Here is a 12,845-nt window from a genome sequence, read left to right as displayed (position 1 = left end):
AGCCAGACGGGGCTTGATGACTGATCTTGTCGCCATTGCCAGCGAAGGCCTGACCGCCCGGATCAATCCGCTGGGCGCAGAGCTTTCCTCGCTCACCGATGCGGCGGGCCGCGAGTACATGACCGACGCCGACCCCGCCTTCTGGTCGGGCCGCGCGCCGCTGTTGTTCCCCATCGTCGGCGCGCTGGCCGGAGATACGCTGCGGGTGGATGGGCGAAGCCATGCGATGCCCAAGCACGGCTTTGCCCGTCGCAGCGCCTTCACGCTGGTGGAGCAGACGGCGGATCGCGCGGTGTTCCGGCTGGAAGACAGCGGCGAAACGCGCAGCTGCTATCCCTTTGCCTTCGCCCTCGAGATGGCCTTCACGCTGTCGGGCCTGACGCTGGAAATGGCCGCCACCGTGCACAACACGGGCGATGCGGCGCTGCCATTCAGCTTCGGCTACCATCCCGCCTTCGCCTGGCCGCTTCCGGGCGGAGCCGACAAGGCCGCCCACCGCGTGGTGTTCGAACGCGATGAGCCGCAGCCGATCCGCCGCATCGAAAAGCAGACGGGTCTGCTCCTGCCCGATGGTGTGCCGACCCCCGTGCAGGGGCGCGAACTATCGCTCGATGCAGACTTGTTCCGCGCCGACGCGCTGATCTGGACGGACCTCAACAGCCGCCGCCTGTCTTATGGCGCAGAGGGCGGAAAAGCGGGCGGCGCATGGCTCGACGTGGCGTTCCCGGACACGCCCATGCTCGGTATCTGGCAAGTGCCCGGCGCGCGCTACATCTGCATCGAGCCGTGGCAGGGGCATTCCGATCCCGTGGGCTATGCGGGCGATTTCGCCGAGAAGCCGGGCGTTGTCGTGCTCGAACCTGGCGCGCGGCGCAGCTTCCGCATGGACGTAACCGTCCGTCCCGGCTAGTCGCGCTGGCCATGAGTTCCAATCGCCGCACCTTCGCCATCATCTCGCACCCTGACGCGGGCAAGACCACGCTGACCGAGAAGCTGCTGCTGCAAGGCGGCGCGATCCACTTGGCCGGTGAAGTCAAGGCACGCGGGCAGGCGCGGCGCGCGCGGTCGGACTGGATGAAGATCGAGCAGCAGCGCGGCATCTCGGTCACGTCTTCCGTGATGACCTTCCAAAAGGACGGCGTCGTCTTCAACCTGCTCGATACGCCGGGCCACGAAGACTTCTCCGAAGACACCTACCGCACGCTGACCGCAGTCGATTCCGCGATCATGGTGATCGATGCCGCCAAGGGTATCGAGCCGCAGACGCGCAAGCTGTTCGAGGTGTGCCGCCTGCGTTCGGTGCCGATCATCACGTTCGTCAACAAGGTGGACCGCGAAGGCCGCTCCGTGTTCGAAACGCTCGATGAAGTGGCCGATGCGCTGGCGCTCGATGTCTGCCCGATGTCGTGGCCCATCGGCATGGGCGGGATTTTCGAAGGCGTGCTCGATTTCGCGACGCAGACCATCGCCCGCCCGGAAGGCGATAGCCGCGAATTTCTCGGCAAGCGCGATCCGAATGTCGCTGGCGCGATCCCGGCTGACATTGCCGAGGAAATCGAACTGGCGCAGGTGGGCTATCCGGAGTTTGATCTGACCGCCTATCGCAATGGCGATCTCACTCCGGTCTACTTCGGCTCCGCGCTCAAGAACTTCGGCGTTGCAGAAATGATCGACGCCATCGCCCGCCACGCCCCCCCGCCGCGCCCGCAGCCCAGCGACAATGGCACCATCGAAACCGACTTCCCCGAAGTCACCGGCTTCGTGTTCAAGGTGCAGGCCAACATGGACCCGATGCACCGCGACCGGATCGCGTTCATGCGCATGGTATCGGGCACCTTCAAGCGCGGCATGAAGCTCACGCCTTCGGGCCTCGGCAAGCCCATCGCGGTCCACTCGCCGATCCTGTTCTTCGCGCAGGACCGCGAGATTGCCGATACGGCGGAAGCGGGCGACATCATCGGCATTCCCAACCACGGCACCTTGCGCGTGGGCGATACGCTTTCGGAAAAGAACGTGGTGCGCTTCACCGGCCTGCCCAATTTCGCGCCCGAAATCCTGCGCCGCGTGCAGCTGAAAGATCCGACCAAGACCAAGCAGCTCAGGAAGGCGCTCGACGACTTGTCCGAAGAGGGCGTGATCCAGGTGTTTTATCCCGAGATCGGCGCGCAATCGATCGTCGGCGTGGTTGGTCAGCTCCAGCTCGATGTGCTGATTTCGCGGCTGGAGGCGGAATACAAGGTCGAGGCCGTGCTGGAGCCTTCCCCGTTCGATACCGCGCGCTGGCTCAAGGGCAGTGACGCTGCGCTCAAGAACTTCACCGATTTCAACATGTCGAACCTCGCGCGGGACCGCGATGGTGATCCGGTGTTCATGGCGCGCTCGGCGTGGGATGTCGGCTATCAGCAGGAACGCAATCCGGAGCTGACTTTCAGCGCCACCAAGGAGCGGTAAAGCCATGCGCATCGCGGTCACGGGAAGCAGCGGCAAGCTCGGCAAGGTTGCAGTGGCGGCACTGCGCGCGGCGGGCCACCGGGTGACTGGCTTCGATATCGTCAGTTCTGTCTATGGCGATGATACGGTGCGCCTCGATTGCGCAGATTTCGGCGCTGTCATGGGGGCGCTCTCAGGCGTTGATACCGCCGCGCGCCGCTTCGATGCGGTGCTGCACCTTGCGGGCATTCCCAAGCCCGGCGCGACGACTGACGAGGCGGCCTTCCGCGTCAACGTGATGGGCACTTACAACGTGTTCTCCGCCGCCGCGCGCCTTGGCATTGGCCGCGTGGTCTGGGCATCGAGCGAGACGATCCTCGGCCTGCCCTTTGCCGAGCCGCCCCAATTCGCGCCCATCGATGAGACGCACCCGCTGCTTCCCAACTGGTCCTATGCGCTGGGCAAGCGGCTGGGGGAGACCATGGCCGACGAGTTCGCCCGCTGGCATCCCGCCATGGCCATCGTCTCGCTGCGCTTCTCCAACGTCTATGTCGCCGAAGACTACGCCGCGCTGCCGCAGATCCAGGCCGATCCCGCCAGCCGCAAGTGGAACCTGTGGAGCTACATCGACGCCGAGGACGCGGCGCAGGCCTGCCGCTGCGCGCTGGAGGCCAGCACTACCGGCCACGAGGCCATGATCATCGCTGCGGCAGACAACCTCATGGGCCGCCCTTCGCGCGATCTGATGGCAGAGCACTTCCCCGGCGTGCCGCTGGCGGAAAGCCTTTCGGGCGAGGCTGCGCTGCTCTCATCAGCGCGGGCCGGTGAACGGATCGGCTTCGCGGCGCGTGTTTCGTGGCGGGAGCGCGTCTGACGCATCGGCCAAAACCGGACTTGCGGCCTGTTCGCACCTGCGGCAGAGACGGCGGATGACACTTCTCGGCCCCACCTCGAACACCTTCATCTCCCAGCGGCTGCGGCTGCACTATGTCGATTGGGGCAATGCGGAGAAGCCGCCGCTGCTGCTGATCCACGGCGGGCGCGATCATTGCCGTAGCTGGGACTGGACCGCCGAGGCCCTGCGCGAGGACTGGCACGTCATCGCGCTCGATCACCGCGGCCACGGCGATAGCGAGTGGGCGTCGGACGGCAACTACCGCACGATGGACATGGTCTACGATGTCGCGCAGCTGGTCCACCAGCTCGGCCTCGCGCCCGTCACCATCGTCTCGCACTCGTGGGGCGCCAACGTTGCGCTGCGCTATGCCGGGCTGTTTCCCGAAGACGTCGCCAAGCTCGTGGCGATCGAGGGCATCTTCCCTACGCCCGATTGGGAACTGCGCATGAAGGACGTGCCCTTCGCCCGGCGCGTGCGCGACTATATTGCGGAGAAGCGCAAGGCCGCAGGCCGCCTGCCGCGCCGCTACCCGACGCTGGAAGACGCCTATGCGCGCATGAAGGCCGAGAACACCTACCTCACCGATGCTCAGGCCCGCCACCTCACGATCCATGGGATCAACCGCAACGAGGACGGCACTTTCACCTGGAAGTTCGATCCCTACGTCCACATCGATCACCCCTACGATATCTCGACCGAGCGCAAGCACGAGCTGTGGGAGGCGATCACCTGCCCGACGCTGCTGTTGAATGGCGCGGATTCGTGGGCCGGCAACCCGGAGCGCGACGGGCGGATCAAGCACTTCCGCGATGGCACGGTGATCGAGTTCGAGAACGCGGGACACTGGCTCCACCACGACCAGTTCGATCGCTTCATCGCCACGCTGCGCGAATTCCTCTGACGCATTTGCAGGCAGGTCTGCCCTCGCAGGCCTGCCTATAATTTAGGCAGTATATCGAATCTGCCCAAGATTCGAGCGAGCCTGCGGGCAGCAATTTCGCACCCGCAACACAATTCCCCCCTGATTCCAGTGCCAAGCGCATTTGGCACGCTGTTTGCGAAGCATGTTCTGCCGGCGGGTCGCCCGGCGAGAAGGCCGCAAAGGGGGGCATGAATGAAATTCATCATCGCCATCATCAAGCCGTTCAAGCTCGACGAAGTGCGCGAGGCGCTCTCCGGGCTGGGCGTTGCCGGGATGACGGTGTCGGAAGTGAAGGGTTTCGGCCGACAAAAAGGCCAGACCGAGATCTACCGCGGCGCCGAATACACCACCAACATGCTGCCCAAGGTGAAGATCGAGATCGCGGCGAGCGACGATCTGGCACCCCGCATCATCGAGACGATCCAGCAGATCGCCAGCACCGACGCTATCGGCGATGGCAAGATTTTCGTTCTCGATCTTGCCTCGGCCACGCGCATCCGCACCGGCGAAACCGGGGATACGGCGCTGTGAGCGGCGCGACTTCTGACATGAAGGGAACTTCGATGATCCGTAAGATGATCGGCGGGGTCGTGGGTGCGGGCGTGATGCTCGGCGCCGCGTCCACCGCTTTCGCCCAGGCGGCGATGGTCAAGGCGCCCGATGTGGCGGCACAGGCCACCATGGTGAACAAGGGTGACACCACCTGGATGCTCATTTCGTCCGTGCTCGTCCTGATGATGAGCATTCCGGGCCTCGCGCTGTTCTACGGCGGCCTCGTCCGCACCAAGAACATGCTTTCGGTGCTCATGCAGGTCTTCATGATCGTTTCGATCGCGGGCCTGCTTTGGGCAACATACGGCTATTCGCTGGCCTTCACCGGCGGCTCGCCCTTCATCGGCGGCTTCGGCAAGGCGCTCATGGCCGGCGTCACCAGCGGGACCTACTCGGCGACGTTCTCCAACAACGTCTACATCCCCGAACTCAGCTACTTCGTGTTCCAGATGACCTTCGCCATGATCACGCCGGCGCTGTTCATCGGCTCGTTCGCTGAGCGCATCAAGTTCACCCCGCTGATGGTGTTCGTGGTGCTCTGGTCGACCTTCATCTATTACCCGATCGCGCACATGGTCTGGTACTGGGCCGGTCCGGACTTCCTCGTCGATGCCCCGACCGACTCCGGTTACCTCTGGGCGATGGGCGCGCTGGACTTTGCGGGCGGCACCGTCGTCCACATCAACGCCGGTATCGCGGGCCTCGTCGGCTGCCTCCTCCTCGGCAAGCGCCTGGGCTATGGCAAGGAAGCCACCCCGCCGCACTCGCTGACCATGACCATGATCGGCGCTTCGCTGCTGTGGGTGGGCTGGTTCGGCTTCAACGCGGGTTCGAACCTTGAATCGAACGGCGTCGCGGCAGTTGCGTTCGTCAACACCATGCTCGCAACCTGCGCTGCTGCTGTCAGCTGGGCGATTGTCGAGCAGGTCGTGCACGGCAAGCCTTCGATGCTGGGCGCTGCCTCGGGTGCCGTCGCTGGCCTCGTCGCGATCACCCCGGCTTCGGGTTACGGCGCGCCGATGACCTCGATCGTCCTTGGCCTCGTGGTCTCGCCGCTGTGCTTCTTCTTCGTCAGCACGGTGAAGAACAAGTTCAAGTACGACGACACGCTCGACGTCTTCGGTGTGCACTGCATCGGCGGCATCACCGGTGCCATCGCCACTGCCATCGTCGCCTCGCCGGCACTCGGTGGCCAGGGCATCATCGACTACACGCAGTTCCCGGCAGTCGCGGCTCCCACCTACGACATCGCAGCCCAGCTCATCATCCAGATCAAGGCCGTGCTCCTCACGCTTGCCTGGTCCGGTATCGGCACGGCGGCGATCTGGTTCGTCCTCGACAAGACCATGGGCATGCGGATCAGCGAAGAAGGCGAGCGCGAAGGCCTCGACATCGCTGACCATGGCGAGCGTGCCTATAACTACTGATTTTCAAGAGCTTGGCGGGGCCAGGGGGCGAGATCCTCTCCCTCGAGCCCACCGGGGCCCCGCCAGACCATGTTCCTCCTGCGAACAGACTAAGGCCGGAAGCACTCATGTGCTTCCGGCCCTTTTTTGTTGCGGCTCAGCGGCTGTTTCTGGCGGCTGTCGTCCGTCGCCCATCAGGCCGCTGACTGCGTTAACCTTCCCACAACGCCCTTGCGCTACATACTTAGGCCGTACTCATGGAATGTACTTGGGGGACAACAGAGTGGTGCTTCGCAAGGCACGTGAGGTTTTCGGAATCGGGGCAGCAGTCGATGCTCCTCCTCCGCGCACGTCCGAAAACGAAGCTGCTGCGCTATGTCACACCTACGAAGCGCTAGGCCTCGGTTTCTTCTGGTCGACCGATGTCGATGGCCGTCTGACCTACCTCTCGCCCGGCGCTCATGCCCTGCTGGTGGAAGATGGCACTGCCGAAGGCAAAAGCTTCCTCGAACTGTTCCTCAAGACCGGCAACGAAAGCGAGGGTGAGCGAACGCTGCCATTTGCCTTCGCGCGCAAGGGCCGGTTCGAGAAGATTACCGTGCGCAGCGAACGCGTCGATGGCGAGACGCTGTGGTGGGCCATTTCGGGCGAGCCGGTCATGGTGCGCGGCGAATTCGCGGGCTTTCGCGGACACTGCGAGGACATCACCGGCGAACGGCGCTCGGCCGAGGAAAGCTCGCACATGGCGATGCACGATGCGCTGACCGGCCTGCTCAACCGGCGCCGCATGTCGCAGCTCCTCGAACGCACGCTGACCCTTTGCTCGCAGCAGCGCAGCCCTTGCGCGATCATGCTGATCGACCTCGACCGGTTCAAGCAGGTCAACGATACGCTCGGCCACGCGGCCGGCGATGCCTTGCTCAAGCAGGTCGCCGCACGTCTGGTTCGCGTGGTGGGCGACAAGGAAAAGGTCAGCCGGCTTGGCGGCGACGAGTTCCAGGTCATCATGTCCGGCGTCGAGGACCGTGGCGTCCTAGGCGATATTGCCACCAGCATCATCACCAGCATCTCGCAGCCCTATACCATCGATGGCAGCCGCTGCCTGATCGGCGCGTCGGTCGGCGTCGCCGTTTCGCCCTTCGATGGCGATGACAGCGACAGCCTCGTGCGTAACGCCGACCTCGCGCTCTATGCCGCCAAGGGTGGTGGGCGCGGGCGTTTCCGGTTCTTCAGCGCAGACCTGCTCAAGGCTGCGGCAGACCGCCGTTTGCTGGAAGAAGACCTCCACGATGCCCTGCAGCGTGACGAGCTCGAGATCCACTACCAGCCGGTCGTGCGTGCGGTCGACAACCACGTCGTCGGGGTCGAGGCACTGGTGCGCTGGAACCATCCGGAACACGGACCGGTCAGCCCGGCACGGTTCATCCCGATTGCGGAGGAATCGAACCTTATCAAGGGTATCGGCGAATGGGTCCTGCGCCGCGCGTGCAGCGAAGCTGCGGCCTGGCCCGGCGGCCTGCGCGTGGCGGTCAACGTATCGCCCGTGCAATTCGCGGATGATGGTTTTCCGGCGCTTGTCGCCAGCGCGCTTGCCAATTCGGGCCTTGAACCTGAACTGCTTGAACTCGAGATCACCGAAAGCGTGTTCCTGCAGGAAGGCGGCGCCACCAATGATCGATTCAAGGCGCTCAAGGGCCTTGGCGTGCGGCTGGCGCTCGATGATTTCGGCACTGGCTATTCCTCGCTCGGCTATCTGAAGACGGCGCCGTTCGACAAGATCAAGATCGACCAGTCGTTCGTGCGCGGCGCAACCGAGGCCGGTTCGCGCAACCGGGCGATCATTGCGGCCATTGTCGCGCTTGCGCAGGCGCTCGAGATGGACACGACTGCCGAAGGCGTCGAGAGCTTCGACCAGTTCGATCTGATGAAGAGCCTCAACGTCACGCTGGTGCAGGGCTATATCTACAGCAAGCCCATCCCCAACGAGCAGTTCGTCCAGAAGCTCAATGAAGGTGACTGGATCATCGAGCCTTCTGGCCCCGCCTTCCAGCGCCACGACCGTCAGGCCATGTTCCGCCGCATCGGCGCGATCCATGATAACCACTATTATCCGGTCGTGCTGCGCAACCTTTCGGTCTCCGGTGCGCTGATCGAAGGTCTGGTCGATGTGCCGCTCGGCACCCAGTTCGTTATCGATCTGGGTGAGGGCCAGCTCGCCGTTGCGCGCGTGCGCCGTTCGCGCAAGCGCCAGCAGGGCCTTGAATTCGAACAGTCACTCGTGCCCGATGGCAATGGCGGCCTGTGTACGCGGCACCGCGCCTCGCCCTATCAGCTGGCCGCTGCCGGCCTGCCGCAGAGCCCCAAGGGCGACGGCGTGCAGCCGATCGGCCCGCACCTCATCGGCGGCGGTGAAGACGGCAAGGCAACGATGCCCGCCTTTGCGATGGCGAGCGACTGGAAAGGTGCGGCTCTCCGCGCGGAGGGATAATCGCCCAGCGAGACGGTTTCCTTGGCGCGGCAAGCCCGCTAAGGCCCGCTCATCATGTCCGCGTCGTCAGATCAGCCCGCAAGCAAGCCTACTGGCACCCGCCCCGTGCCCAAGCCATGGATCGCGGCGATCCATCCTTACGTTCCCGGCAAGTCGACCGGTGCGGATGGGCAAGTGCTGATCAAGCTTTCCGCCAACGAAAATCCGCTCGGCACCAGCCCGCTCGCGCTCGCCGCCCGGCTGGGCGGCGGTGAAGGCGCTGGCGATCCCGCGCGCTATCCCGATCCTGAAAGCCAAGCGGTGCGCAGCGCGCTTGGCGCGCTTCACGCCATTGATCCCGCGCGGATCGTGATGGGCACCGGCTCTGATGAATTGCTCAATCTGGCGGCGCAAGCCTTCGCCGGGCCGGGCGACGAAGTGCTCTACCAGCGTTATGGTTTTGCAGTGTACGAGATCGCCGCCCGCCGCTGCGGGGCGCAGCCGGTCGAGGCGGCAGACCGCGATTATGCCGCCGATGTCGATGTCCTGCTCCGCTGCGTCAGCCCGCGCACGCGCGTCGTGTTCCTTGCCAATCCCAACAACCCCACCGGCAGCTACCTGCCGCGCGCCGAACTGGCGCGGCTCCATGCCGGCCTTCCGGGCCACGTGCTCCTGGTGGTCGATCAGGCCTATGCCGAATATGTCGAGGCGCAAGCGGACGATGGCGCGCTGGCGCTGGCGGCTACTGCCGAAAATGTCCTCGTCACCCGCACGTTCTCCAAGATCTACGGGCTTGCCGGGGAGCGGGTCGGCTGGGCGACCGGCGCGCCGCACCTGATCGATATGCTCAATCGCATCCGCGGGCCGTTCAACCTCACCGTCACCGCGCAGGCGTCTGCGCTTGCGGCGGTCGGGGATCAGGCATTCGTCGCCGCCTCGCGCGTGCACAACCACGCCGAACGCACGCGCTTCGTCGCCGCCCTCGAAGCGCTCGGCAACCACGGCCTGCGCCCGCTGCCGAGCGAGGCCAACTTCGTGCTGATCGAGTTTTCCGGCGCGCTGACCGCAGAGGTGGCCTACAAGGGCCTGATGGACCACGGTTTCATCACCCGCTGGCTGCCGGGGCAGGGGCTGCCGCAGTGCCTGCGCATCACCATCGGCACGGCGGACGAGATGGACACGGTAGCTGCCGTGCTGCGCCAGCTGGCCGAAGCGGCGCGATGAGCGCGCCCGCGCCATTTTCGCGCGTTGCCGTGATCGGGCTGGGCCTGCTGGGCGGCTCGGTCACGCGCGCGGTTCATGCGCACTTGCCCGATGCGATCACCACCGGTTTCGACGCCGATCCTGCCGTGCGGGCCCGCGCGCGGGAGATCGGGCTGGCCAATTTCGTGCCCGATACGGCAGCCGAAGCCGTCACCGGGGCCGATCTCGTCGTGCTGTGCGTGCCGGTGGGCGCCATGGCAGCGGCGGGCGCGATGATCGCCCCGCACCTTGCGTCCGGCGTGATCGTGACCGACGTTGGCTCCAGCAAGGCCAGCGTGGCCAAGGCGCTGGCCGAGGTCTTGCCCGGCATTGCCGTCATCCCCGCACACCCGGTGGCGGGCACCGAACAGAGCGGGCCGGACGCAGGCTTTGCCGCGCTGTTCAAGGGGCGCTGGTGCATCGTCACCCCGCCCGCCGGTGCGGATGAAGGCGAAGTGGCGCGCGTCACGGCCTTCTGGGAAGCGCTCGGCGCGCGGGTCGAGGTGATGGACCCGGAGCATCATGACCGCGTGCTGGCCGTCACCAGCCACCTGCCGCACCTGATTGCCTATACCATCGTCGGCACGGCGTCCGATTTGGAGGAAGTGACGCAGAGCGAGGTGATCAAGTATTCGGCGGGCGGTTTCCGCGATTTCACCCGCATCGCCGCCTCCGATCCGACGATGTGGCGCGACGTGTTCCTCAGCAACCGCGAAGCCGTGCTCGAAATGCTCCAGCGCTTCAGCGAGGACCTCACCGAATTGCAGAAGGCGATCCGCAAGGGCGACGGCGCGACCCTGTTCGATACGTTCACCCGCACCCGCGCGATCCGCCGTTCGATCATCGAAATGGGCCAGGACGATGCACGGCCCGATTTCGGCCGTAGTCATAACGATTAGCTCAGCAGGAACATCGCCGAGACGAGGATCATCACTCCCGTCGCCCCCCAGCCGCCCGCCTTCAGCAGCGGCGGCAGCGTCAATCGGCCCATGACCTTGGGATTGCTCGCTGCCAGCATCGTCATCACCATCAGCGGCGGCGCGAGCAGGCCGTTGATCACCGCCGTCCAGTAGAGCGCCTGCATCGGATCGATGCCGATGAAGTTGAGCGCCACACCGCCCAGCACCGCCACCACGATCGCGGCGTAGAAGGCTTTGGCTTCGTGCGGCTTGCGGTCCAGCCCTTCGGTCCAGCCAAAGGTTTCCGAAAGCGCATAAGCCGCCGATCCCGCCAGCACCGGCACCGCCAGCAGGCCGATCCCGATGATACCCACCGCAAACAGCAGGAAGCTGAGGTCTCCGGCAATCGGGCGCAGCGCGCTGGCGGCGGCATCGGCGGAGGCGATTTCGTGGATTCCGCCCGCATGCAGCGTCGCGGCGGTGGCGATCACGATGAACAGCGCGGTCACGCTCGTCACCCCCATGCCCACCACCGTATCGGTCCGCATCCGGGCCAGCCCTGGCCCTGCCGCACGCGGGAACACGCCCAGCGGGTGCTTGTGCAGCCGGTGCTGTTCTTCCACTTCCTGACCGGCCTGCCAGAAAAACAGGTAAGGGCTGATCGTGGTGCCCAGTGCGGCGATCACCGCCATCGCCGTCTGCCGGTCGAAACTGAGTTCAGGCACCAGCACGCCGCGCAGCACTTCGCGCGCGGAAAGCTCGGCCACAAACGGCACGAGGATATAGGCCAGCAGCGAAAGCGCGGACCATTTCAGGATCCGGGTATAGAGCGCATAGGCCACGAACACTTCGAGCAGCACCGAGATCAGCCCGAACAGCACGACATAGAGCATCGTCGGCCCCGGCAGCAGCAGAGCCAGCGCCGCGGCCATTGCGCCAAGGTCGGAACCGAGGTTGATCGTGTTGGCCACCAGCAGCAGCGTGACCGCCAGCCACAGCACCGGGCGCGGATAGTGCCGTTTCAGGTTGTGGGCGATGCCGTGGCCCGTCACCGCGCCGATCCGCGCGCAGATCAGCTGGGTTGCCACCAGCAGCGGATAGCTGAACACCATGATCCACGCGAGGCTGTAGCCAAACTGCGCGCCGACCTGGCTGTAGGTGCCGATCCCGCTGGGATCATCGTCCGCCGCACCGGTGATGAGGCCGGGGCCGAGCACTTCGCTCCATGTGCGCGCGTCAGCCTCGGTGTGGCGCTCATCGGTGCGGGCATCGTCAATGCTCACGCGCCGGGCGGCCTGGCATTGAGCGCATTGATGGCGGCATGGACGCGGGCTTCGATCTCGTCACGCGGCAGTCCGGGGGGGATCACTTCGCCAAAGCGGTAGCGGATCGTGCCCGCGCGCTTCCAGCGCCGCTGATAAAGCAGCCCGCTATCCACCGCGACCGGGATCACCGGCAGCCCCAGCAACTTGTAAAGCCCGGCAAAACCCGCTTGCAGGCTCGGCTGTGCGCCATGGCGCACGCGGGTGCCTTCGGGGAAAATGATCAGCGGGCGGCCATCGGCGGTCCAGCGCCGGGCCTCGGTCAGCATTGCGCGCAAGGCGCTCGCACCGCGCGCCCGGTCCACCGCGATCAGGCCGTAGCGTGTGCCGATCTTGCCCCACAGCGGGATGCGCAGAAGCTGTTCCTTCGCGAAGACGACGGGGTAGGGATAGAGGTGCGGAAGCTCGATCGCTTCGAAAAAGGACTCGTGCTTTATCGCATAGAGCACACCGGCCTGCGGCACAAACGCAGCGGCTTCGACCGTGATGCCCAGAAACACCCGTGCGCAAGTGCGATGCCACGTCGACCAGATGCGCACCACGTCCTTGTAGCGGTCTCCGCCGAGCACCATCGCGCCGATGGCCACGAAGACCAGCAGCACCGTGGTGCCATAGAAAACGGCATAGAACGCAAGGCTGCGCATGATCTCTGCCACGCGCGGCCCGCGTTCGCGCAGGAAATCCCTCTGCATGGCGCTGTCTGCCAC

The 12,845-nt window shown here is 65.3% G+C and carries 11 protein-coding genes; 9 read left to right on the top strand and 2 right to left on the bottom strand.

Features of this window, described 5'->3' with window-relative positions; translation table 11 throughout:
• The first annotated feature begins 16 nt into the window (after window positions 1-16).
• The 9 genes from CFE35_RS18145 to CFE35_RS18105 all read left to right on the top strand — a co-directional run bounded on the left by CFE35_RS18145 (window position 17) and on the right by CFE35_RS18105 (window position 10,816).
• Window positions 17-910: an aldose 1-epimerase family protein gene (locus tag CFE35_RS18145; protein ID WP_292932750.1), complete on the top strand. Its 894-nt coding sequence runs from the start codon at window positions 17-19 to the stop codon at window positions 908-910.
• Between the two features lie 11 nt (window positions 911-921).
• The gene (locus CFE35_RS18140; protein WP_292932748.1) at window positions 922-2,451 is read left to right on the top strand and encodes a peptide chain release factor 3; all 1,530 of its coding nucleotides are present in this window, start codon (window positions 922-924) and stop codon (window positions 2,449-2,451) included.
• Between the two features lie 4 nt (window positions 2,452-2,455).
• On the top strand, window positions 2,456-3,304 hold the full coding sequence (locus CFE35_RS18135; RefSeq protein ID WP_292932747.1) for an NAD(P)-dependent oxidoreductase: 849 nt from the start codon (window positions 2,456-2,458) through the stop codon (window positions 3,302-3,304).
• Window positions 3,305-3,359: 55 nt separating this feature from the next.
• Window positions 3,360-4,229: an alpha/beta hydrolase gene (locus tag CFE35_RS18130; RefSeq protein WP_292932746.1), complete on the top strand. Its 870-nt coding sequence runs from the start codon at window positions 3,360-3,362 to the stop codon at window positions 4,227-4,229.
• A gap of 213 nt (window positions 4,230-4,442) precedes the next feature.
• Window positions 4,443-4,781: a P-II family nitrogen regulator gene (locus CFE35_RS18125; protein WP_292932745.1), complete on the top strand. Its 339-nt coding sequence runs from the start codon at window positions 4,443-4,445 to the stop codon at window positions 4,779-4,781.
• A 32-nt stretch (window positions 4,782-4,813) separates the two neighbouring features.
• A complete protein-coding gene (locus tag CFE35_RS18120; protein ID WP_292932743.1) occupies window positions 4,814-6,229 on the top strand; it encodes an ammonium transporter in 1,416 nt (471 codons plus the stop codon).
• Between the two features lie 265 nt (window positions 6,230-6,494).
• Complete coding sequence (locus tag CFE35_RS18115) at window positions 6,495-8,696, top strand: bifunctional diguanylate cyclase/phosphodiesterase (RefSeq protein ID WP_292932741.1); 2,202 nt, start codon at window positions 6,495-6,497, stop codon at window positions 8,694-8,696.
• A 54-nt stretch (window positions 8,697-8,750) separates the two neighbouring features.
• Complete coding sequence (gene hisC / locus CFE35_RS18110) at window positions 8,751-9,899, top strand: histidinol-phosphate transaminase (RefSeq protein WP_292932739.1); 1,149 nt, start codon at window positions 8,751-8,753, stop codon at window positions 9,897-9,899.
• Entirely contained in the window at window positions 9,896-10,816 is a 921-nt protein-coding gene (locus CFE35_RS18105) for a prephenate/arogenate dehydrogenase family protein (RefSeq protein WP_292932737.1), read from the top strand. Before hisC ends, CFE35_RS18105 begins: the two co-directional genes overlap by 4 nt.
• Here the strand turns inward: CFE35_RS18105 and CFE35_RS18100 are convergent.
• Both CFE35_RS18100 and CFE35_RS18095 read right to left on the bottom strand, forming a co-directional pair.
• Window positions 10,813-12,099, bottom strand: a complete 1,287-nt coding sequence (locus CFE35_RS18100; protein ID WP_366557160.1) for a divalent metal cation transporter — start codon at window positions 12,097-12,099, stop codon at window positions 10,813-10,815. The genes CFE35_RS18105 and CFE35_RS18100 overlap by 4 nt on opposite strands.
• Window positions 12,096-12,830 (bottom strand): lysophospholipid acyltransferase family protein, encoded by a 735-nt coding sequence (locus CFE35_RS18095; protein WP_292932735.1) that lies wholly within the window; start codon window positions 12,828-12,830, stop codon window positions 12,096-12,098. Before CFE35_RS18095 ends, CFE35_RS18100 begins: the two co-directional genes overlap by 4 nt.
• Between the last annotated feature and the right edge of the window lie 15 nt (window positions 12,831-12,845).

It is taken from the genome of Novosphingobium sp. PASSN1 (assembly GCF_002278815.1).
The sequence above is the reverse complement of the archived record's forward strand: the minus strand, read 5'-3'. Positions and strand labels throughout refer to the sequence as shown.